The 21,885-nt window shown below is 32.2% G+C and carries 20 protein-coding genes; 14 read left to right on the top strand and 6 right to left on the bottom strand.

Annotated elements, in window-relative coordinates; all coding sequences use genetic code 11:
* The first annotated feature begins 266 nt into the window (after positions 1-266).
* Positions 267-2,225 carry a DNA primase gene (gene dnaG / locus DKT72_RS00425; RefSeq protein ID WP_111306742.1) on the top strand — a complete coding sequence of 653 codons (1,959 nt, stop codon included), beginning with the start codon at positions 267-269 and terminating at the stop codon, positions 2,223-2,225.
* On the opposite strand, the gene DKT72_RS00430 is transcribed toward dnaG, so the two are convergent.
* Positions 2,220-2,846, bottom strand: coding sequence for a response regulator (locus tag DKT72_RS00430; RefSeq protein WP_111306743.1), 627 nt, complete (start codon positions 2,844-2,846; stop codon positions 2,220-2,222). The two genes, dnaG and DKT72_RS00430, sit on opposite strands and share 6 nt — an antisense overlap.
* 103 nt (positions 2,847-2,949) lie before the next feature.
* Positions 2,950-3,738 (bottom strand): NAD(+) synthase, encoded by a 789-nt coding sequence (nadE, locus tag DKT72_RS00435; RefSeq protein WP_111306744.1) that lies wholly within the window; start codon positions 3,736-3,738, stop codon positions 2,950-2,952.
* 74 nt (positions 3,739-3,812) lie between these two features.
* Here nadE and gldB point away from each other — a divergent pair, with 74 nt between their 5' ends.
* Both gldB and gldC read left to right on the top strand, forming a co-directional pair.
* On the top strand, positions 3,813-4,793 hold the full coding sequence (gene gldB / locus DKT72_RS00440) for a gliding motility lipoprotein GldB (protein WP_111306745.1): 981 nt from the start codon (positions 3,813-3,815) through the stop codon (positions 4,791-4,793).
* The gene (gldC, locus tag DKT72_RS00445; protein ID WP_111306746.1) at positions 4,793-5,128 is read left to right on the top strand and encodes a gliding motility protein GldC; all 336 of its coding nucleotides are present in this window, start codon (positions 4,793-4,795) and stop codon (positions 5,126-5,128) included. The genes gldB and gldC overlap by 1 nt, the downstream gene beginning before the upstream one ends.
* A 13-nt stretch (positions 5,129-5,141) precedes the next feature.
* Here the strand turns inward: gldC and DKT72_RS00450 are convergent, their stop codons facing one another.
* Both DKT72_RS00450 and DKT72_RS00455 read right to left on the bottom strand, forming a co-directional pair.
* Positions 5,142-5,999: a carboxylesterase family protein gene (locus DKT72_RS00450; protein WP_111306747.1), complete on the bottom strand. Its 858-nt coding sequence runs from the start codon at positions 5,997-5,999 to the stop codon at positions 5,142-5,144.
* Between the two features lie 383 nt (positions 6,000-6,382).
* On the bottom strand, positions 6,383-6,628 hold the full coding sequence (locus DKT72_RS00455) for a hypothetical protein (RefSeq protein WP_220628054.1): 246 nt from the start codon (positions 6,626-6,628) through the stop codon (positions 6,383-6,385).
* 484 nt (positions 6,629-7,112) lie between these two features.
* On the opposite strand from DKT72_RS00455, the gene pyrG reads away from it, so the two are divergent.
* The 9 genes from pyrG to DKT72_RS00500 all read left to right on the top strand — a co-directional run bounded on the left by pyrG (position 7,113) and on the right by DKT72_RS00500 (position 17,880).
* Positions 7,113-8,753, top strand: coding sequence for a CTP synthase (gene pyrG, locus DKT72_RS00460; RefSeq protein ID WP_111306749.1), 1,641 nt, complete (start codon positions 7,113-7,115; stop codon positions 8,751-8,753).
* Between the two features lie 77 nt (positions 8,754-8,830).
* Positions 8,831-10,726: a membrane protein insertase YidC gene (yidC, locus tag DKT72_RS00465; RefSeq protein ID WP_111306750.1), complete on the top strand. Its 1,896-nt coding sequence runs from the start codon at positions 8,831-8,833 to the stop codon at positions 10,724-10,726.
* 109 nt (positions 10,727-10,835) lie between these two features.
* Positions 10,836-11,492, top strand: a complete 657-nt coding sequence (locus tag DKT72_RS00470) for a toxin-antitoxin system YwqK family antitoxin (protein ID WP_111306751.1) — start codon at positions 10,836-10,838, stop codon at positions 11,490-11,492.
* A gap of 151 nt (positions 11,493-11,643) precedes the next feature.
* Complete coding sequence (gene mnmA / locus DKT72_RS00475; RefSeq protein ID WP_111306752.1) at positions 11,644-12,831, top strand: tRNA 2-thiouridine(34) synthase MnmA; 1,188 nt, start codon at positions 11,644-11,646, stop codon at positions 12,829-12,831.
* Between the two features lie 26 nt (positions 12,832-12,857).
* On the top strand, positions 12,858-14,468 hold the full coding sequence (locus DKT72_RS00480; RefSeq protein ID WP_111306753.1) for a S8 family serine peptidase: 1,611 nt from the start codon (positions 12,858-12,860) through the stop codon (positions 14,466-14,468).
* On the top strand, positions 14,468-15,409 hold the full coding sequence (locus DKT72_RS00485; RefSeq protein ID WP_111306754.1) for an NAD(P)H-dependent flavin oxidoreductase: 942 nt from the start codon (positions 14,468-14,470) through the stop codon (positions 15,407-15,409). The genes DKT72_RS00480 and DKT72_RS00485 overlap by 1 nt, the downstream gene beginning before the upstream one ends.
* Before the next feature lie 255 nt (positions 15,410-15,664).
* Positions 15,665-17,041 carry an MATE family efflux transporter gene (locus tag DKT72_RS00490; RefSeq protein WP_111306755.1) on the top strand — a complete coding sequence of 459 codons (1,377 nt, stop codon included), beginning with the start codon at positions 15,665-15,667 and terminating at the stop codon, positions 17,039-17,041.
* Positions 17,042-17,049: 8 nt separating this feature from the next.
* Positions 17,050-17,277, top strand: coding sequence for a DUF8828 family protein (locus tag DKT72_RS00495; protein ID WP_111306756.1), 228 nt, complete (start codon positions 17,050-17,052; stop codon positions 17,275-17,277).
* A gap of 33 nt (positions 17,278-17,310) precedes the next feature.
* Entirely contained in the window at positions 17,311-17,880 is a 570-nt protein-coding gene (locus DKT72_RS00500) for a phosphatase PAP2 family protein (RefSeq protein ID WP_111306757.1), read from the top strand.
* Positions 17,881-17,886: 6 nt separating this feature from the next.
* On the opposite strand, the gene DKT72_RS00505 is transcribed toward DKT72_RS00500, so the two are convergent.
* Complete coding sequence (locus DKT72_RS00505; RefSeq protein WP_111306758.1) at positions 17,887-19,863, bottom strand: LTA synthase family protein; 1,977 nt, start codon at positions 19,861-19,863, stop codon at positions 17,887-17,889.
* Between the two features lie 162 nt (positions 19,864-20,025).
* Positions 20,026-20,601: a DUF2911 domain-containing protein gene (locus DKT72_RS00510; protein WP_111306759.1), complete on the bottom strand. Its 576-nt coding sequence runs from the start codon at positions 20,599-20,601 to the stop codon at positions 20,026-20,028.
* A 178-nt stretch (positions 20,602-20,779) separates the two neighbouring features.
* Here DKT72_RS00510 and DKT72_RS00515 point away from each other — a divergent pair, with 178 nt between their 5' ends.
* Entirely contained in the window at positions 20,780-21,331 is a 552-nt protein-coding gene (locus DKT72_RS00515) for an RNA polymerase sigma factor (RefSeq protein ID WP_111306760.1), read from the top strand.
* Positions 21,315-21,884: a hypothetical protein gene (locus DKT72_RS00520; RefSeq protein ID WP_111306761.1), complete on the top strand. Its 570-nt coding sequence runs from the start codon at positions 21,315-21,317 to the stop codon at positions 21,882-21,884. Before DKT72_RS00515 ends, DKT72_RS00520 begins: the two co-directional genes overlap by 17 nt.
* The last annotated feature ends 1 nt before the right edge of the window (position 21,885 follow it).

Here is a 21,885-nt window from a genome sequence, read left to right on the forward strand (position 1 = left end):
AAAGAAAGATTCTTTTTGTAAAATTACAAAAAGAATCTTCGTTATTAGGAGCTTGATTGTTAAATGTTGGAACTAAATAATGGTATAAATTTTATGTGAAATTGGTTGAAAATATTAACCAAATTAAAATTTGTAAATAACTTTAAATTTCAATAATCAATAGTTTATATTACATTTACATGGATATTCTTGTGAAGGCAGGAATCCACAAGGTATATAATAGTTTATTTAATAGATTCCTGCATTCACAGGAATGACAGAACAATTTGATTTCACCAGCATCCATAGATTTAGTGTTTGAAACTGCCAGAGTAGAGGAGGTTATTGGTGATTTTGTTCAATTAAAAAAATCAGGAAGTAACTTTAAAGGCTTGAGCCCATTTAGCGATGAGCGTTCTCCAAGTTTTATGGTATCGCCAGTAAAACAAATATGGAAAGATTTTAGTAGTGGAAAAGGAGGCAATGTAGTAGCATTTTTAATGGAGCATGAGCATTTTACCTATCCAGAAGCTATTAAATATTTAGCTAAAAAATATAATCTAGAAATAGAAGAAACCGAACAGAGTAATGAGCAAAAAGAACATGCCAACGAACGTGAAAGTTTGTATTTGGTAAATGAGTTTGCGAATAATTATTTTCAAAAAACGCTTCATAAAACCGATCAAGGTAAATCTATTGGTTTAAGTTATTTTAAAGAACGTGGTTTTACCGAAGAAACTATAAAGACATTTGATTTGGGCTATTCGTTAGATGCTTGGCAAGCATTTACAGACGAGGCATTAAAACAAGGTTATCATATTGATTACCTAGAAAAAACAGGGCTTACCATTGTTAAAGACGATAAACATTTTGATAGGTTCAAAGGACGTATCATGTTTCCCATAAAAAGTATGAGTGGTCGTGTCTTAGGTTTTGGTGGACGTATATTAATCAATGACAAAAAAGCAGCTAAGTATGTAAACTCACCAGAGAGTGAAGTGTACCATAAAAGTAATGTGCTATATGGTATTTTTCATGCGAAGCAAAGTATAGCCAAAGAAGATAATTGCTTTTTAGTTGAAGGCTATACAGACGTCATTCAGTTTTACCAAGTAGGAATAAAAAATGTGGTAGCTTCTTCAGGTACTGCATTAACACCAGAACAGATTAGATTAGTAAATAGACTGACAAAAAACATAACGGTCTTGTTTGATGGTGATGCCGCAGGGATGAGAGCGTCCATTCGTGGTATAGATTTAATTTTAGAACAAGGGATGAACGTTAGGGTGTGTACCTTTCCAGAAGGTGAAGATCCTGATAGTTTTGCTAGAAAAAACACACTGGAAGAACTTACAATTTATCTTGAGGAAAATGCTAAAGATTTTATTCAATTTAAGGCCTCTTTATTATTTGAGGATTCTAAAAATGACCCGATTAAAAAAGCAGAAACGGTAAGGGATATTGTAAATAGCATTTCTAAAATTCCTGATCGTATTAAAAAAGAAATCTATATTCAAGAGTGTGCTAGAATTATGGATATTAGTGAAGAAGTTTTATTTAGTACACTGGCGCAGATTAATAAGAAAGATTTTCAAGAAGCTAATACACAGTATAAAGCAAATCAAAAAGCTTTTGATGTTATAAAAAACCAGCAACCCGTAAAAAAAGTAGATGTTCAGTATATTTTAGAACGAAAAATAATAGAAGTATTATTACTTTACGGAAATAAAACAGAGGATTTTGAAGATTTAATCTTAAAGGAAAATGATAAAAATGAATTGGTTTTAGAGCCTATTAAGCAAACAGCAAAAGTATTTGAAAAAGTGTTTTTAGATTTACAGGAAGATGAGATGGAATTTTCAAATCCACAATTCAAAACCTTATATTACACCATCATTGATGCCCTAAACCAAAATCCTAATTTTGAATTAAATACGTTCGTAAATACGGTAGATGGAGAATTGTCTAATGAGATTACCACTATTTTAATGGAAGATGAGCGATATTCACTAGATAATTGGGAACGCATGAATATTTATCCGAAAGGTAAAAAACAAAGCGTTGCCCAATTAGTTAGTGAAACCATTTTAAGTTTAAGATGCTTTTTAATAGAACAGAAAGTCTTAGAATTTCAACAGGAAACATTGAGAAACATATCGGAAATTAACAGAGAAGTTCTCGAAGAAGTCAAAGACTATTCTGGATTAAAAATGCTATTATCAAGAAAACTTAATCGTGTACTATGAGTCCATCAGCTTTGCTTGATTTACCAAATCAACCATATTAGTTACTTTTAGTTTTCTCATCAAACGTGCTTTGTAAGTACTCACTGTTTTCTCGTTAATATTTAACTCTTTTGAAACTTCTTTGTTTTTCTTTCCTATTGCTAGAAGTTTTAAAACTTCAGTTTCTCTTGTCGATAATTTCTTGAAAAAAGAACCAGATTTATTAACTCTACTACCAAAAGCTAACTGTTGTGTTAATTCATTACTTAAATAAACACCACCTTCATGAACTTTCATAATGGCTTCATTGATTGTAATAATGTTCACATTTTTAGAAATATACCCTAAGGCACCAGCTTTTATGGCATTTAAACCATAAACTTCTTCTGGTTGAGAACTAAACATGACAGCTTTTACGTTTGGGTAGTCAGTTTTTAAGTATCTTAAAACTGTTAAACCATTCAGTTTTGGTAAATCAATTTCAGACAAAATAATGTCTACAGTTTCTTTTTTTAGAAATTCAAGAATGTCTTCGCCATTATCTACACTTCCAACAATTTTAATGTTAGTAGAACTAGAAAATAGATGTTCAAGCCCCTTTCTTACAATAGGGTGCGGATCTGCTATTAATAATTTTATCATATATTTTTAGGTTTTAGATAAACATAACATATTTTAGAGAGTGTTATGCTGAGAGAGTTTCCTAAGTCGCAAATGTAGGATTTTTTTAAATATTTTGCAAGGTTTATAACATTTCTTTAAGGATATTGCAAACTGGTATAGGAAGCATTTTGTGTTTGTTGGCTGTATTGAAGCGCTTATATATGTTAAAAACATCTTTTTCTCTACCAGAAAAGTCTTTTTCGCTCTTGCCTAAATCGTGCATTGTCATAGCCCATTCTAACTCTGGATAGGAAGCTCCAATTTGTGCTTCATCACTTCTGGTATCTCCAAATAAGCCATCACTAGGTGCTGCTTTCATTATAGAATCAGGTACTTCTAAATACGTTCCAAGCTCATAAACTTGTGATTTTAATAAATCTGCAATCGGACTTAAATCAACACCGCCATCGCCATATTTAGTGTAAAAACCGACCCCAAAATCTTCAACTTTATTTCCAGTTCCTGCTACTAGCAATTTGTAAAGTCCAGCATAATAATAAAGTGTAGTCATACGGAGTCGTGCTCTTGTGTTTGCTAATGCCATATCTATAGTGGCTTGATCGCCTTCAGAAAGTACTTCAGATTTAAATGATTCAAATACAGGGGTTAAATTTACTTGGGTGTCACTTACATTACCGAATCTGCTTTTTAATTGTTTAATGTGTTCTTGGGCTCTTGTTACATGGCTTTGTGCTTGATGTATGGGCATTTCCACACATAAAACGTTTAATCCAGTCTTTGCACATAGTGTTGAGGTTACGGCAGAATCTATACCACCAGAAATTCCAATAACAAAACCATTGACGCTCGCTTTAGTAGCATAGTCTTTTAACCAATCTACAATATGATTTACAACTTTTTCTGTTTGCATATTAAATGAATTTAAATTCAAGAATAGTACCTTTGTAAACAAAAATAAACCAAACACTTAATTAATAAAAATTTATGCCGTTTAAGTTTTATTTAAACCGTTTATTGTATCTATTTCTAGTCTTAATGGTTGTGATTTCCTGTAAAAAAGAAAGCCAATTAGAAAAGGATATAGCTAAAATAGGAACGGATATTCAGGTAGAACGATTTGATAAGCTATTTGCTGAGTCATCAGAAAGCGATTTGAAAAAATTGCAGATCGCATATCCATTCATGTTTTCCAAAAAATATAGCGATACGTTTTGGATTGAAAAGCTGAATGATACCTTACAAAAGCAATTGTTTTTTGAGGTTGAAAAAGCATTTCCAAACTTTGATGAAAGTGAACAAGAAATAGAATCATTATTTAACCATCTTAAATATTATTTCCCAGCCTTTAAGGTACCAAGAGTAATTACTACAACTAGTGATGTAGATTACAGGCATAAGGTAATTGTTACAGATACAATCGATATTATTTCTTTAGACACCTATTTAGGAAGCGATCATGAGTTTTACCAAGGCATTCAACAATATATTACTGCAGATATGAATAAAGGCCAAATTGTGGTTGATCTTGCAGATGCTTATGCTCAGAGATATATTTATCGTCCGCAAAACAATACCCTTTTGGATGAAATGATTTATTATGGAAAACAACTGTATTTTAAAGACATGATGATTCCTTTTAAAACAGAAGCAGAGCGCATAGCCTACACGCAAGAACAATTAGATTGGGCAATTGCTAATGAAAGTTTAATATGGCGCTATTTTGTTGAAAGGGAATTGCTTTACAGTACAGATTCGAAATTACCAGGTAGATTTATAATTCCAGCACCATTTTCTAAATTCTATTTAGAACAAATAGATGCAGAATCACCAGACAAATTGGGGCAATTTATAGGATGGCAAATAGTAAGGGCTTACATGGATCAGAACCATGTGTCCTTAATACATATGTTTGATGCCAGTACCGAAGAAATTTTTACAAATACTAAGTTTAAACCACGTAAATAATGTCAAAAAAAATAACATCTAAAATAGAATTAACCGTAAGACTTGACGAGAATAGAGTTCCCGAAAAATTACATTGGACGGCTGAGGATGGGGGAATAACAAATGAAGAAGCTAAAGCAATGATGCTTTCTGTTTGGGATCCTAAAGATAAAGAAACATTAAGAATTGATTTGTGGACCAAGGATATGCCCGTTGATGATATGAAAGTATTTTTTCATCAAACTTTGGTAGGTATGAGCGATACCTTTAATAGAGCTACGCAAGACGAGAAAATGACAGCTACCATGAAAGATTTCTGTGATTATTTTGCGGAAAAGTTGGAGTTGAAAAAGTAATCATGTTTAATGATTATTTTTCATACAAAAACATCCAATCGTATATAGTCATATTAAAAGCATCATAATCACTACTTTCTGTACCCATGCCACTACCGTCAAAAGTTCTGTTATCGCTACCGTGATCAATTCCAGGGTATATGGTTAATTTAGCTCTTGTTTTAGGATTCGCAGCATTAATAGCATTTATCATGCCGATAGATCCGTTTTTTGAAACGGTAGTATCAATATCTCCATGAAATGCCCAAACAGCAGTATTGGTGAATTTGCTTCCAGAATTTGTATTGCCTCCTCCTGCAATAGGAACAATCGCTGCTGCATATGATTCATCTCCATATTTGGAGATATAATTATAGCATCCAAAGGCACCAAGACTAAAGCCGGTAATATAGATTCGATTAACATTAATATTGTAATTTGCTATTAAATAACTTATAAAACTATGTAAGTCATCTGCATTCCAGCTTCCAGATGTTAGTTGTGGAGAAGCCACAATCATAGGGAATTTTGGAGACCATTTTTTTTGATCAATTAATTTTGTGACACCTGTAATTATTACTTTTTTTAGTTCGTCGGGATTTGTTTGGCTGTTACCTACTTGTCCTGAACCATGTAGATAAACAAGTAATGGGTAATTAGGTGAATTGTTGCTGTAATTACTTGGTGTATATATATAATGTCCATAAATAGCATTTGTAGATCCAAGTATGTTTGCTTTTTGAACACCACCTCCATCTTTTGGTAAGGACTCCAAATCATTCTGATTAGAATTGATATCTTCCCTAGAATTATTAATATCTTCATTAGAATTAGAGCAACTTAAAAGAGAAAAGTACAATATGATAAGTGTTGAATTAATCAAAGTTTTCATAAGTGGGTTTGTTTGTTTGTTTATATAAATATACGTTCTAGATATTCATTTGGATGCTGAAATAAAAAAAATGCTAGACATGCATTTAGGGCCAAAAATATTCGTGAAGATGATATGGTTTTTTTATTGAAACTTAGTCGCTAATTATTATTGGTTTAGTGAAGCAACTCTTGGTAAGAAAAAGGTTAATATGATGAAATGTTTTAGGGTTATTTTGCTGAAAATTTAAAGTTGAAAAAGTAGTTGTATTTTTCAGAATTAAATTTTATTAATCGCCATTCGCATTAAGGAATCATAGATTTTTTGTTTTTATTTTGTAATGGTTCTGGCAGTGTAACGCAATGTATGCCTTCGCCATTACGATTAAGAGGTAATGCATCAATTTATACTTGTTCTAAGTTAGCAAAAACATTTTTAAATATGGCTTTCACTTTATATTCATGTTCTCTAGATGTAGCATGATTTGTATAAGATGTATTTATAATAACCCCGTTAGAGACTAGGGAATTTAAGTAAGATACCGAAGCTACTCGTTTTATTTGCTTCCCTATGGATTTTTGATCTTCAATAGCAAGTCGTTCATTTGCTCTCGCTTTATTAAATTCCATGCGTCCTGCTTTTTCTATCATAGATGGAAGCAGAATTTTTATAATTCTGAAAGGATTAACGTTTTGATCTGGATTTTTTGATATTTCATAATTTTCATGCATCCTATTATAACTATTGATTAGATGTTTGTTTTTATTTTTTAATCAAGCAAACCAAACGGCCTGTTGCTGTTCGAATTCTGTTGGCATGTGAAAGTCATTCGTTTTATTTTGAGAAAATAAGCTATTTGATAAAGAGATTATAAAGACTGTAAGTAAGGTGAGAGTGTGTCTGTTTAGTGTATTGGGTTCAAAAATAAATTTGTGTATAGACATATAAATTCCTATGTGCTTGGGTTGTAAGTAATTTTGCCGAAAATAGTTGAAAATTTTGCCGTGAAAAATCATTTAACAATACTTTATCTTAAATCTGTTTGTTGTTGATAACAACCGTTTAAATAACTAAAAAACTATTCGTTAATAACTGTTTTAATTTTGTAAATTTGCCTGCGTTTATAAGCGCAACATGACAACTACAGCAAAATACATATTTGTAACCGGCGGGGTTACGTCTTCTCTAGGTAAAGGAATTATAGCCGCATCTCTGGCTAAATTGCTTCAGGCTCAAGGCTATAGAGTAACAATACAAAAATTAGATCCCTACATAAATGTAGATCCAGGGACTTTAAACCCTTATGAACACGGCGAGTGCTATGTTACTGAAGATGGTGCTGAAACAGATTTAGACTTAGGGCATTACGAACGATTTTTAAATGTACCAACGAGTCAAGCAAACAATGTCACTACAGGTCGTATTTATCAAAGTGTAATTGATAAAGAACGCCGTGGTGAGTTTTTAGGAAAAACGGTGCAAGTAGTTCCTCATATAACTGATGAAATTAAACATCGCATTCAAATTCTTGGTAAATCTGGCGATTATGATATTGTTATTACTGAAATAGGAGGAACCGTTGGAGATATAGAATCGTTACCATATATAGAAGCAGTTCGTCAATTACGTTGGGATTTAGGCGATAATAATGGTATTGTGATTCATTTAACGTTAGTACCTTATTTATCGGCAGCAGGAGAGTTAAAAACAAAACCAACCCAGCATAGTGTTAAAACACTTATGGAAAGTGGGGTGATGGCAGATATCTTGGTTTGTAGAACGGAGCATCATTTGCCTAACGATTTACGAAAAAAATTGGCCCTATTTTGTAATGTTAGGGAAGAAGCCGTTATTCAATCAATTGATGCATCCACTATTTATGATGTACCAAATTTAATGTTGAAAGAAGGTTTAGATAAAGTAGTCTTAAAAAAATTAGCATTACATTCTAGTGTTCCAGATATTACCAAATGGAATCAATTTTTATTTAAACATAAAAACCCTAAAACAGAAGTGACCATTGGGCTTATTGGTAAATATGTAGAATTACAAGATTCATACAAATCTATCTTAGAAGCTTTTATACATGCTGGAGCAGAAAATGAAGTGAAGGTTAATATAGAATCCATTCATTCTGAATATTTAAATGAAGACAACATCAAATTAAAGTTATGTCATTTAGATGGTGTATTGGTCGCTCCAGGATTTGGTGAACGTGGTATTGAAGGGAAAATTACAGCCGTAAAATATGTTCGTGAAAATAAAGTGCCATTTTTAGGTGTTTGTTTGGGTATGCAAATGGCAGTTATAGAATTTGCAAGACACGTTGTAGGTATAAGTAATGCCAATTCAACAGAAATGGATGCAAATACTCCAAATCCTATTATAGATTTAATGGAAGACCAAAAAACAATCACTCGCAAAGGTGGTACTATGAGATTAGGTGCTTGGGATTGCGAACTAAAAAGTAATAGTTTGGCAAGTAAAATCTATAAAACTGACATAATTAGAGAACGTCATAGGCATAGATATGAATTTAATAGTGCTTATAAAGCACAAATGGAGGCTGCCGGTATGATTGCGACAGGGTTTAATCCAGACACAAAATTGGTTGAAATTGTCGAAATCACTAATCATCCTTGGTTTGTTGGTGTTCAATATCATCCAGAATATAGAAGTACTGTTGCCAATCCACATCCACTTTTTGTGGCGTTTGTTAAGGCGTCATTAACTCATAAAAAAAGTAAGAAAGATGCCAAGGTGTCACAAAATTAATTTTGGATAACTTATTGCTTAGCTATTTATCATTCCGTTTAAAACAGAAATTTTTTAAGAGATACTATTAAGAATACATGGAAGAAAAAAAATTAGATATTAATTCGATATTGGGTTTTGTCCTAATTTTCGGAATATTAATGTACATGCTTTGGCAAAATCAACCAACGCCAGAAGAACTTGAAGCCCAAGAAAAAGCAAAGCAAGAACAGGTTGAAGCAGAGAAAAACGCTAATAGTGTAGAGCAAACCAAAGTAACAACTACTGAAGATTTTTCTACAGGAGCCACAACAGATTCTCTTAAACTCATAGGACTGAAAAATAAATTTGGAGCTTTTGCTTATTCAGCCACCAATGTAACTGATGAAGAAACGGTTGTTGAAAGTGATTTATTGGCGTTAAAATTCAATAATAAAGGAGGTTATCTTTCTGAAGTTAAACTTAAAAAGTTTGTGGATTTCAAAGGGAAACCTATTTATTTGGTAAAAGACAATAATGCCTCTTTTAATATTCATTTTGGAACGACTGATAGCAGAATTTTAAACACTAAAGATTTATACTTTCAACCAACGGTTACTAAAAATGGTAGTAATACTATAGTTTCCATGAAACTAAAAGTGTCTGAAAATAAATTTTTAGAGTATCGCTACGAGCTGAAAGAAGGCGATTATATGATGGATTTCAGTATTAAATCACAAGGGTTAAGTGATGTGATTAATAGCTCTCAACCAATTGATTTAGATTGGGATTTAAAAACCTATCGCCATGCCAAAAGTGTTACTTATGAAAATAGATATACTGAGGTAGTTTATGAGTATGAAGGCGGAAAAGATAATTATCTAGGGCAACGTGAACTATCCGAAGATGTTGCGGAAGATGTAACATATATAGCTTTTAAACAACATTTTTTTACGTCTGTTTTGTTGGCAGATACCCCTTTTAAAAGTGCTAAATTAGTATCTAAGAATCTGGTAAAAGATGAAGAGATTGATACTTTATATACAAAATCCTTTGCTGCTAAATTGCCTTTAGAACTTTCAGGAGGTGAGATTAATAAACAAATGGATTGGTATTATGGCCCAAGTGACTATAAAATTTTAGATAAATACAATAGAAATTTAGATGAGATTGTTCCATTAGGTTGGGGTATTTTTGGTTGGATAAACAGATATGTATTTATACCATTTTTTGCGTTTTTAGGAGGTTTTTTACCTTGGGGAATTGCCATTATTGTGATGACAATTTCTATCAAGTTATTAATGTCTTTTGTACAGTATAAACAATTTTTGTCTCAAGCAAAACTAAAGATTCTTAAACCAGAATTAGATGCTTTACGTGAGAAGTACAAAGACAATAAAATGAAAGCACAACAAGAAACCTTGGCTTTACAAACCAAGGCAGGGGCGAGTCCTATGGCAGGTTGTTTACCGGCCTTAATACAGTTACCTGTGTTTTATGCCTTGTTTCAGTTTTTTCCATCGGCGTTTGATTTGCGTCAAAAAAGTTTCCTTTGGGTAGAAGATTTGTCCTCTTATGATACTATTGCAGAATTACCATTTCATGTACCATTTTATGGAGATCACGTAAGTTTGTTTCCCATACTGGCATCTATTGCTATTTTCTTTTATATGCAATTAACCACAGGACAACAAATGGCATCACAACCAACTCAAGATGGGATGCCTGATATGGCTAAAATGATGAAGTATATGATGTACTTTTCGCCAATTATGATGTTGTTTTTCTTTAACAATTATGCATCTGGATTGAGTTTGTATTATTTTATTTCTAACTTAATTAGTATAGGTATTATTTTAGTAATTAAAAACTTCATTCTTGATGAAGATAAAATTCATGCACAGATTCAAGAAAATAAAAAGAAGCCTAAAAAAGAAAACCGTTTTCAAAGAAAAATGGCTGAAATGATGGAGCAGGCAGAAAAACAAAAACAAATGCAGCAAAAGAAAAAATAAGTTTTAACAATCAATATTATAAAATTAATTCTGTAAGCTGTCAAAATAATTTGGCAGCTTATTTGTTATATATAGTTTGAAATTGTTTTAAAAAATTCAATAATTTATTATGAAGTACATATTAGCATGTTTATTATCAGTGTTGGTTTTTTCTGTTTCAGCCCAAAACATAAACCAATTAGATGAAAATGGTAAGCGAGATGGTATTTGGAAAAAGAATTTTGACGGTACAAATGTTTTAAGATTTGAAGGAGCGTTTGACCATGGTAAAGAGATAGGCCTGTTCAAGTTTTATCAAAATATTAATGGAAAAGCAGTTCTAACAGCCACTAGAGAGTTTTTTAAAAATGATACAAAAGCAAGTGTTAAATTCTTTGCATCAAACGGTAAATTAATTAGTGAAGGTGAAATGAATGGTAAAATGTATGTCGGCGAATGGAAATACTATCAAAAAGAGTCTAATAAATTACTGACTTTAGAACATTATAATGATGAGGGACATTTAACAGGAGAACGTTTAGTATATTATAAAAATGGACAAATCTCTCAAAAAGAAAATTATAAAAATGGAAAACTAGAAGGTCTTTCTGTTTGGTATTCCGAAGACAACATTGTTATAAAAGAATTTAGCTATAGTAATGGAGAGTTGAATGGGCCTTCAAAAATTTATGATGCTAAAGGTCAATTAATAACTGAGGGTTTTTATAAGAATGGACAGAAAGATGGCGTTTGGAAATACTATGAAAATGGCAAAATTTCAGAATAAAAAACGTCTAAATAATTAAACAGGATATAAATTTTAAGAAGTTTATTTTTGTAATGAATGAATGTTTTTAGAGACTTTAAAAACATTGAAATTACAGTTTTGCAATTCGTAATCTTAAATATATGTATCTTTGTAACCTAATTTTTGTATAGTGAAACGTGTTATAGTTGGACTCTCTGGAGGTGTAGATTCTAGTGTTGCTGCTTATTTATTAAAGGAGCAAGGTTATGAAGTTATTGGCTTGTTTATGAAAAACTGGCATGATGATTCTGTGACCATTTCTAATGAATGCCCATGGTTAGATGATAGTAATGATGCCATGTTGGTTGCTGATAAATTAGGGATTCCTTTTCAAACTATAGATTTGAGCGAACAATATAAAGAACGCATTGTAGATTATATGTTCAATGAATATGAGAAAGGCAGAACCCCAAACCCAGACGTGCTTTGTAATAGGGAAATCAAATTTGATGTATTTATGAAAATAGCAATGGAACTGGGAGCAGATTATGTAGCTACAGGTCATTATTGCAGAAAAGGCGTCATACAAAAAAATGGTAAAGACATCTATCAATTATTAAAAGGTGTTGATGATAATAAAGACCAATCTTATTTTTTATGTCAGTTATCACAAGAACAATTAGCAAAATCATTATTTCCTATTGGCGAATTAACCAAACCTCAAGTTCGTGAAATTGCTACAAAGTTAGATTTAGTGACTGCAGAAAAGAAAGATTCTCAAGGACTTTGCTTTATAGGGAAAGTTAAATTGCCGGATTTTTTGCAACAGCAGTTAAAACCTAAAGAAGGAGTCATTGTAGAGGTGCCAAAAGAAAATGTTATTTATAATAAAAGTATTCCTGAGTTTCATTCAAAGCAAGATGAACTTCAATATTTTACCCAAAAAATTGAATATCAACTGAATGATGGAATCATAGTAGGTAAACATCAAGGAGCTCATTATTTCACAAAAGGACAGCGTAAAGGTTTGGCTGTTGGAGGGACTGTAGAACCTTTATTTGTTATTGAAACAAATGTAGATGATAATATAATTTATACAGGTCAAGGAAAAGAACATCCTGGTTTATATAAAAAAGTATTATTTGTAACTAATGAAGAGTTGCATTGGATTCGTGAAGATTTAATTCTTAAAATAGATGAAACCATGCGAGTGATGGCTAGAATTAGATATCGACAACCATTACAAAAAGCAACTCTTTATAAAGTGGATCGTGGATTATATGTTGAGTTTCAAGAGCCACAATCGGCTATAACCGAAGGACAATTTGTTGCGTGGTATTTAGATGATGAGTTAGTGGGGTCTGGAGTAATTTCGTAATTTGTCGAATAACTTAAAGATAAGCAATGAAAAAAGGTCTATTATTTTTGATATTGCTGTTCTTTCAGATTTTTGTTTATGCTCAACAAGATGCTTGGGTGTATTTAACTGATAAACAAAATGTAGAGACTTCCATTGCTAATCCCATTATTATTCTTACTCAAAAAGCCATTGATAGAAAAAATAATCATAATGTCACTATTGACGAACGTGATGTGCCTGTAAACGAAAGTTACATTACACAATTAAAAAATGCTATGGGAATAACCGTTATGGCAAAATCTAAATGGTTTAATGCAGTTCATGTAAGAGGAAATAAAATAGATATTGATGCCCTTGCTAGTTTAGGTTTTGTTACTTCCATAGATTTTGCAGATAAAAGTTTAAATACCAGCAAAAAAGTTAACCAAAAAGAATCTTCTAAATTTGAAAGTAAATTAATCGACTTCAGCTATGGTAATGCTTTTAATCAAATAAACATGATTCGTGGGGATGAGTTGCACCTTTTAGACTATACGGGAACGGGTATGACGGTTGCCGTTTTAGATGCCGGTTTCCCAAGCGTTAATACCATGGCTGCTTTCCAAAGATTAAGAAATGCTGGACATATTTTAGATGTTTATGATTTTGTAGGTAGAGATCATGATGTCTATACCAATACCACTAGTAAACATGGCACATGGGTGTTAAGCACCATGGCGGGTTATGTTGAAAATCAATTTGTGGGAACCGCTCCTGATGCCTTTTATTATTTATTTATAACCGAAGACGATTTAAGTGAAAATCCTGTTGAAGAAAGTTATTGGGTTGAAGCGGCTGAACGGGCAGATAGTTTAGGGGTTGATGTGATTAACACCTCTTTGGGCTATAAAGCCTACGATAATTCTAATTATAGCTATACAAATGCTAATTTAGATGGACAAACTGCTTTTATAACTAAAGGAGCAAATATTGCTTTTGAAAAAGGTTTGTTGTTAATTAATTCAGCAGGAAATGAAGGTAATGCTGGAACTAATGCCCCTGCAGACTCCCCTAATGTATTGTCTGTAGGGGCGGTAAATCCCATGGGGACTTATGCTTCTTTCAGTTCTGTGGGAAGTGCTTTTCAACCCACACAAAAGCCCGATGTGGTGGCTCAAGGCCTAGCAAGTTATGTAGTAGATACTAATGATGTTATTGGAACATTAAATGGAACTTCTTTTAGTTCTCCCATTTTGGCGGGTGGTATTGTATGTTTATGGCAAGCTTTGCCAAATAAAACAAATGCAGAAATTATGCAGCTGGTGCGTGAATCGGCATCCCAATATAACAGCCCAGATTATTACTTGGGTTATGGCATTCCTAATTTGCTAGCCGCATTAAATACAGGACTTTCCCTTGATGATAATAATGAGGAAAATTTAGAAGAGATTTTGTTGTTTCCAAACCCAACTTCGGGAGATATTTATTTAAAATTACCTTCACAAGAAAATGCATGGGCATTAAGTTTTTATGATATGCTAGGAAGGCAAGTCAATAAGTTTTTAATTTTAGATAATACCAATCCAATTGATGTGTCCGCTTTGGTAAAAGGTGTTTATATTTTAAAGATTGAATCGCGAAAAACTTCAAAAAATTTCAAATTTATTAAAAAGTAATGGCTAATAGAATCACGGAATTGTTCAATATCAAATACCCTATAGTTCAAGCAGGTATGGTGTGGAATAGTGGTTGGCGACTCGCTTCTGCATCAAGTAATTCAGGTGTTTTAGGACTTATTGGTGCTGGCTCTATGCATCCTGAAGTCTTGCGAGAACATATTCAAAAATGTAAAAAAGCGACCAATAATCCTTTTGGAGTTAATGTGCCAATGTTGTATCCTAGCATTCAGGAAATTATGGATATTATTGTTGAAGAAGGGGTAAAGGTTGTGTTTACATCTGCAGGAAATCCTAAAACGTGGACATCTTGGTTGCAAGAAAAAGGGATTACGGTTGTTCATGTTGTTAGTAGTGTAAAGTTTGCTCTTAAAGCACAAGAGGCTGGAGTAGATGCGGTGGTGGCTGAAGGCTTTGAGGCTGGCGGACATAATGGAAGGGATGAAACTACTACATTAACATTGATTCCTATGGTTAAAGAATACATCCAAATTCCATTAATTGCTGCTGGTGGCATTGCTACTGGTCAGGCTATGTTGGCGGCTATGGTTTTAGGTGCAGAAGGTGTACAAGTTGGAAGTAGATTTGTAGCTAGTGAAGAAAGTTCCGCTCATGTAAACTTTAAAAAATTAGTGGTAGATGCTAAAGAAGGAGATACATGTTTGACTTTAAAAGAATTGGCGCCTGTAAGATTAATGAAAAATAAGTTTTATAATGAACTAGAGGAACTTTATAAAACAACACCAACTCAAGAAAAACTTAAGGTACTATTGGGTAAGGGACGAGCAAAAAAAGGCATGTTTGAAGGTGATTTAGAAGAAGGTGAACTAGAGATTGGTCAGGTTTCTGGATTAATACATGATATAAAGCCTGTTGCTAAAATTGTAGCGGATTTATTATTTGAATTTGATCAGGCTAAGAATAAGATCATGGAATTATAAAAATAAAAAGGGGAATTTAATTCCCCTTTTAAAAAAAACTTCTAAAATATAATTTTGATCCCTTGAAATGAATATAAATGTTTCTATAAATGCTAAGAAACCTTTTTAAAGGGTTTATTAGAGTGCTGCGAATTTATAAAAAAGAACTTACATAGTGTGTAAAAATATTAAGATTATAAATATTTGTTAGTTTTTAGATTTAATCTAAAACATTTTTTAATTAAAAAAACAAAGTTTAAAACTTACTTTTGCCGCATGCAATTAACAAATTACACTAAAGAATTTAAATATAATTGGAAACTGGCAGCACCCGTTATGTTAGGTATGTTAGGGCATACATTTGTTAGTTTTATAGACAATATTATGGTAGGCCAGTTGGGCACTGCAGAGCTTGCGGCCGTGTCTTTAGGCAACAGTTTTATGTTCATAGCGATGTCTTTGGGAATCGGTTTTTCAACAGCTATCACGCCATTAATTGCAGAGGCAGATTCGGAAGACGATTTTATTAAGGGAAAATCATCATTTAAGCACGGATTGTTTTTATGTACAGTTTTGGGTGTTTTGCTTTTTTTAATAGTGTTTTTTGCTAAACCAATTATGTATTTAATGCAACAACCAGAAGAGGTGGTTAAGTTGGCAATTCCTTATTTAGATTTGGTAGCATTCTCATTAATTCCATTAATTATTTTTCAAGGATTTAAACAATTCAGTGATGGGTTGTCGATGACCAGTTACCCTATGTATGCGACCATTTTAGCAAATGCTTTAAATGTTATTTTCAACTATTTGCTCATCTTTGGAAAATTTGGTTTCCCTGAATTAGGTATTGTAGGAGCGGCTTATGGCACTTTGATTTCAAGAATTGTGATGGTTTGGTTTTTATGGTGGATTTTAAAAAACAAAGAAAAATCTAAAGCCTTTGTAACCCATCTCAAGTTTTTTGTTTTACAAAAAGCAATGCTTAAAAAAATTGTAAATCTTGGTGCCCCTAGTGCTATGCAAATGTTTTTTGAAGTCGCCATTTTTACATCTGCAGTTTGGCTAAGTGGCTTATTAGGTAAAAATCCACAAGCAGCAAATCAAATTGCTTTAAATTTATCATCTATGACCTTTATGATTGCCATGGGTTTAAGTGTGGCTTCCATGATTCGTGTTGGTAATCAAAAAGGATTACAGAATTATGTTGATTTAAGACGCATTGCCTTTTCAATTTTTCTACTTGGAATTATTTTCGCTTTTGGCTTTGCCTTATTATTTTTTAGTTTACATGAGTATTTGCCTAGGTTGTACGTAGATTATAATGATGCCGAAAATTTAATCGATAATACCGAAGTCGTCAGCATTGCCTCAAAATTATTAATTGCAGCTGCTATTTTTCAGATAAGCGATAGCGCACAAGTTATTTTTTTAGGAGCTTTAAGGGGGCTTCAGGATGTTAAGATGCCAACCGTTATTACATTTATTTCATACTGGCTTATAGGTTTTCCGATAAGTTGGTTTTTAGGAAAAGAAGATGCTTACGGAAGCTTTGGGATTTGGTTGGGTTTATTGGCAGGATTATCCACTGCCGCTATTTTATTGTATATTCGATTTAATTATTTGACAAAAAACTTAATTTTGTCTAACAAATAATATTAAAAATGGGACTTCCAAAATTTATTCTTGGTGATAATTCCGATTATCCAAATGCTATTTATGTGATTCATACTGAATTTCCTAGATTTATTATTAATCTTGAAGACGATGAGGTGGAATGGTTTGAAGATTTTGATGAAGACGATGAAGGGGAACTTGAAACGGAAACGGCCAATGCCATAAAACTTGCAACCGAATTCTACGACAATGAAATTTCAAAATACGAGGAATAATTAATCTCGATATTAACTCTTCAAACACTATAAATGATTGATAAACTTATAGAATACGATAAGGAACTTTTTTTATTTTTAAACAATCTAGGTTCTTTAAGATGGGACCATTTTTGGTTGATTATCACAGATGAATTAACCTTTATTCCTTTATACTCTATATTATTATTTTTATTATATAGAAAATTTGGATTAAAATCCTTACTTGTTTTTATGGTGGTTGTGGCTGTTATGATAACATTTACAGACCAAATAACCAATGTTTTTAAACGAGCATTTGAAAGACCTAGACCTTGTAGAACTGAAGGGGTTATGGAACATATGCGTTTTGTTGCAAAGCGTTGTGGGTTGTATGGTTTTTTCTCGGGTCATTCATCAAACTCAATGGCAGCTGCGGTGTTTGCTGGTTTATTATTAAAGCCCTATTATAAAAAACTCATCTTTATTTTATTGTTTTGGAGTATAGTCGTAGCTTATAGTAGAATTTATGTTGGAGTCCATTATCCATTAGACATTGTTTGCGGGTTGGCTTTTGGAGCCATGGCTGGATTTCTGTTTTACAAATTAAGTCTGTACTTGATAAAGAGATTTGTTAAAGAATGATTTCAATTATTCTTTAACTTTAAGACCATTGTTTCTATACAAATAATCTGCCACTTGGTAAAAGGAAATGGTTTCTTCTAGCAAAGCAGTATTATTTGACATGTCTTTTAAACTATTATCTTTCTTATTCCAAATATAAAAATCTGATTGTTTTTGGTCGCTAAGAATGGTTAGTTTGTCTCCTTTTAAAAGCCCTAATTTTCTATAATTTCCAATGAATGCTCTTTCGTCTTTGGCTTCCATTTTTAAAATATTTTTGCCAAATAAATTGCTTTCATAGTCCCAATTTAGTATGCCAAAAAGCGTTGGAAACATATCTATTTGTGAGCATTGTTTGCTTATTTTTTGAGGTTTTGTGTTAGGAGCATTTACAATGAACCCTGCTATATGGTAATTATCTACATCTAAAGCCCATCTACCAGCACTACTGGCACAATGATCGGACATAATTACAAATACTGTATTTTCATACCAAGGTTTGGTTTTTGCTTGTTTTAAAAACTCTCTGATTGCATAGTCGGTATATTTTACGCCACCATCTCGACCTGTTCCCGATGGAATATCAATTTTTCCATCAGGGTAAGTATATGGACGATGATTTGATGTGGTCATGATAAAGTCAAAAAATGGTTGGCCAGTAGCATAAGTTTTATCGGCTTCGCTTAATGCTTTGCTATAAATGTCTTCATCACAAACTCCCCATGCATTTTCAAAAGTCACTTCATGATCATCTATATTAGTTCTTTTTGTCTCAATATCAGAATCTAATAAAAATCCTCTTCCTCTATCAATAATATTAAAACCATTTCCCCCAAAATAATTATTCATATTGTCAAAATATCCATCACCACCATAAAAGAAGTTACGCTCATAGCCTTGTTGATTGAAAATTTCTCCAATGGTAAATAAACCTGTGTCATTTTTTCGTTTTACTATACTGCGTCCTGGCGTGGGTGGTATAGACAAGGTTATAGCCTCCATACCGCGAACCGTTCTGGTACCAGTAGCAAAAATATTGGTAAAAAAGATGCTATTATTTGCTAAGGAATCTAGAGTGGGAGTTATGTTTGATTGGTTGCCTAAACTATTTAAGAATTTACCACTTAGACTTTCAATACAAATAAAAATAACATTAGGTTTTACTGGTAAATTTATGCTATCAGAATTAGATATATTTCTAAGTATGTCTCTATTATTGGGGTTAACAAAGTGGTTTCCTTCTAATAAGTACGTGTTTTTTACGTTTTTGAAAGCTTGATTATCATCAATGGTTTTATAAAATTCCGTATAGGATAGTTCATTATTTCTAAAGGCTGCAAAAAAAGAATAAATACCAGTTTTAGCTATTTCATTATTATATCTATTTTCAAATTGTTCTGCATATTCGTTATTTATAAATAATCCAAAAACTAAAGCTATGGCTATCAAAATTAGAGTTGGTTTTAATTTTGATAAAAAGGTAGTGTTACTTTTAAATGTTTCTTCAAAAGCATTTCTTTTTTTTGTAATATATAATAGTAGAATAATTATTAAAATGATCCCACTAACTAAGATTGGTAGAGGATAAGATTCATTAATGTTTTTTACAACTTCGTATGTGTAGATTAAATAGTCAACCGCTATGAAATTAAAACGGCGTTGAAATTCTTCCCAAAAAGTGATTTCAGCAAAAAATGAAAATAAAAAAATAGTAAGTCCTAGGGAGTAAGCGAAATAGGTGATTATTTTATCGAATAACGTTCCGTGAAGCTTCTTGGGGATTATTAATAAATAAATAGCATAGGGTACGGAAAAAAAAGAAACTGTTCCCACATCAAATAGAAAACCAATAATAAATGTGTATACTATTTTAAAAAAGGATGTATCTACTTCATGGAAATTCCAGATTAAAAATATAATTCTTATTAAAAACGAGAGTAATAAGTAAAATAAAATATACGTTTTTAGTAAAGAAAAACGCTTAGGAAAAAGATTAGTTGTCATAATATTTAGCGAAGCATGATGTTAACAAATATAAGCGAGAATTTTATGGTATAACTATATTTTAATCTATTGTTATTGAGCAATGTTATAATTTTTTTCAATAATAATATTGACTAAATTTCTGCAAGCCATAACTTTTTAATACTTTAAATATCGAAGGATTTACTCCTTGGTCTCAGGTATTTCTTCTAATGGAACAGCCACTTTTACATTGTCCCAAGCCATGGTTAAAGATAGATCATCTGTGGTATTATCAAAAGCAATAGTAAATTGCTCTACCGTTTTGTTGAGTTTGTGAACAGGTACTTCAAGATCTAAAACATCATAATTTGGATCCCACATAGGTTTCATTTCTTTATCAACACCCCAAGAATATTGCTTAGAATTAAAAATGACAGTCCAAACAGTGTCTTTAGGTACCGTCCATAAAGTATATTTACCTGCTGGTAATGGATAACCATCAACTTCAAGAGGTTTATTAGTTTCAAAAGTCGTAGCTTCATTAGCTCCCGTACGCCAAACTTCATTTAAAGGAACTAAGCCTCCAAAAATATCTCTCCCTTTTTTATAAGGTCTATTATAGAAAACTTCAAGCTTTAAGTCATTAAGTTTAAAGGCGATGGTATCTTTTGGACTCAAGCGAGGGGCGAAAATGTTTTCTACAAAAACACAGTATAAAAGTAAGCATAAGGTTATAAGTGATAAAAAAATCAAAAGTCTTTTCAAAAAGGTGTTCATAAACAATGTTTTATTTTAATGAGATAAAGATACTTTAAAAAGTAATGAATTATAAAATGCAAACGTAGATTTCTTTAGCTTTGATATATCAGCATGAAAAAAAATACGTTTTTTGCAACACTCCTCTTTTTTTATCGTCTTTTGAATGAACTAACTGATAACCAAAAGTAAAACCAGCATGTTTAAAGTTGACATTATAGAACAATGTAAACAAAACAATCGGAAAGCACAATTGCAGGTATACAACCAGTACTGCAACGGGATGTATATTGTTGCCAAACGATTTTTAAATGATGCTGCGGATGCTGAAGATGTAGTGCAAGAATCGTTTATTAAGGCTTTTTCTAAACTAGATCAATACAAAGCGGAAGTTACTTTTGGTGCTTGGTTAAAACGTATTGTTATTAATAAAAGTATCGATTTTTTAAAATCTAAAAAGCAACAATTGGTTGAAATAGATGAGGTGCACCTGAAAATTGTTGATACGGCTAACGATGACAAATGGTTGGTAAACGACGACATTACTTTAAACGATGTAAAAGAAGCGATTAAAAAATTACCTGAAACGTATCAATACGTAGTCATGCTTTATTTAATTGAAGGCTATGACCATCAAGAAATTTCAGAAATTTTAAAGATTACAGAAGTCGCCTCGCGAACACAATTATCTAGAGGTAAAGCAAAATTACAAGAACTGTTAATACCTAAAAAAAATGGCACGAGATATTAGAGACTTATTTAAAGATGAACAAATCAAGCATGAAAGCATGTCTGAGACCCATCAAGATACATTTCTTGAAAAATTAGACAAGGCCCTACCTGTTTCGGCCAAGCATAAATTTAATTGGCTTCAAATAGCAGCAACGGTTGTGTTACTTTTAGGTTTGTCTTTTGGGGCTTATACTTTTTTTAAAGTAAACCCATCGATAACTACTACTACAGCAACTACCAAACCTGTTGAATTAAAAACACTGGGTGATGTATCCCCAGGACTTAAAAAAGTAGAGGATTATTATTTGGCGAGTATCAATTTAGAGTTATCTAAAATGACATATACTCCAGAAACCAAAGATTTGTTTGATGGCTATTTAGAACAGTTGGATGGACTTAATAAAGAGTACCAACGCTTGTCTGTAGAATTAACTGAATCTGGGCCTAATGAATTAACAGTTAATGCTTTAATTGACAATTTAAAGCTTCGTTTAAATCTTTTGTATCGTTTAAAATTGCAATTACAAGACTTAAAATCAGATGCCGTTGATAATGCATCAAAATCAATCTAAA

The organism is Confluentibacter sediminis (assembly GCF_003258355.1).
GTDB lineage: Bacteria > Bacteroidota > Bacteroidia > Flavobacteriales > Flavobacteriaceae > Confluentibacter > Confluentibacter sediminis.

Excerpts from the sequence above, each read along its gene's own strand:
- DKT72_RS00430 (WP_111306743.1), bottom strand. The coding sequence starts at position 2,846 with ATGATAAAATTATTAATAGCAGATCCGCACCCTATTGTAAGAAAGGGG.
- nadE (WP_111306744.1), bottom strand. The coding sequence starts at position 3,738 with ATGCAAACAGAAAAAGTTGTAAATCATATTGTAGATTGGTTAAAAGAC.
- gldB (WP_111306745.1), top strand. The coding sequence starts at position 3,813 with ATGCCGTTTAAGTTTTATTTAAACCGTTTATTGTATCTATTTCTAGTC.
- gldC (WP_111306746.1), top strand. The coding sequence starts at position 4,793 with ATGTCAAAAAAAATAACATCTAAAATAGAATTAACCGTAAGACTTGAC.
- DKT72_RS00450 (WP_111306747.1), bottom strand. The coding sequence starts at position 5,999 with ATGAAAACTTTGATTAATTCAACACTTATCATATTGTACTTTTCTCTT.
- DKT72_RS00455 (WP_220628054.1), bottom strand. The coding sequence starts at position 6,628 with ATGATAGAAAAAGCAGGACGCATGGAATTTAATAAAGCGAGAGCAAAT.
- pyrG (WP_111306749.1), top strand. The coding sequence starts at position 7,113 with ATGACAACTACAGCAAAATACATATTTGTAACCGGCGGGGTTACGTCT.
- yidC (WP_111306750.1), top strand. The coding sequence starts at position 8,831 with ATGGAAGAAAAAAAATTAGATATTAATTCGATATTGGGTTTTGTCCTA.
- DKT72_RS00470 (WP_111306751.1), top strand. The coding sequence starts at position 10,836 with ATGAAGTACATATTAGCATGTTTATTATCAGTGTTGGTTTTTTCTGTT.
- DKT72_RS00480 (WP_111306753.1), top strand. The coding sequence starts at position 12,858 with ATGAAAAAAGGTCTATTATTTTTGATATTGCTGTTCTTTCAGATTTTT.
- DKT72_RS00485 (WP_111306754.1), top strand. The coding sequence starts at position 14,468 with ATGGCTAATAGAATCACGGAATTGTTCAATATCAAATACCCTATAGTT.
- DKT72_RS00490 (WP_111306755.1), top strand. The coding sequence starts at position 15,665 with ATGCAATTAACAAATTACACTAAAGAATTTAAATATAATTGGAAACTG.
- DKT72_RS00495 (WP_111306756.1), top strand. The coding sequence starts at position 17,050 with ATGGGACTTCCAAAATTTATTCTTGGTGATAATTCCGATTATCCAAAT.
- DKT72_RS00500 (WP_111306757.1), top strand. The coding sequence starts at position 17,311 with ATGATTGATAAACTTATAGAATACGATAAGGAACTTTTTTTATTTTTA.
- DKT72_RS00505 (WP_111306758.1), bottom strand. The coding sequence starts at position 19,863 with ATGACAACTAATCTTTTTCCTAAGCGTTTTTCTTTACTAAAAACGTAT.
- DKT72_RS00510 (WP_111306759.1), bottom strand. The coding sequence starts at position 20,601 with ATGAACACCTTTTTGAAAAGACTTTTGATTTTTTTATCACTTATAACC.
- DKT72_RS00515 (WP_111306760.1), top strand. The coding sequence starts at position 20,780 with ATGTTTAAAGTTGACATTATAGAACAATGTAAACAAAACAATCGGAAA.
- DKT72_RS00520 (WP_111306761.1), top strand. The coding sequence starts at position 21,315 with ATGGCACGAGATATTAGAGACTTATTTAAAGATGAACAAATCAAGCAT.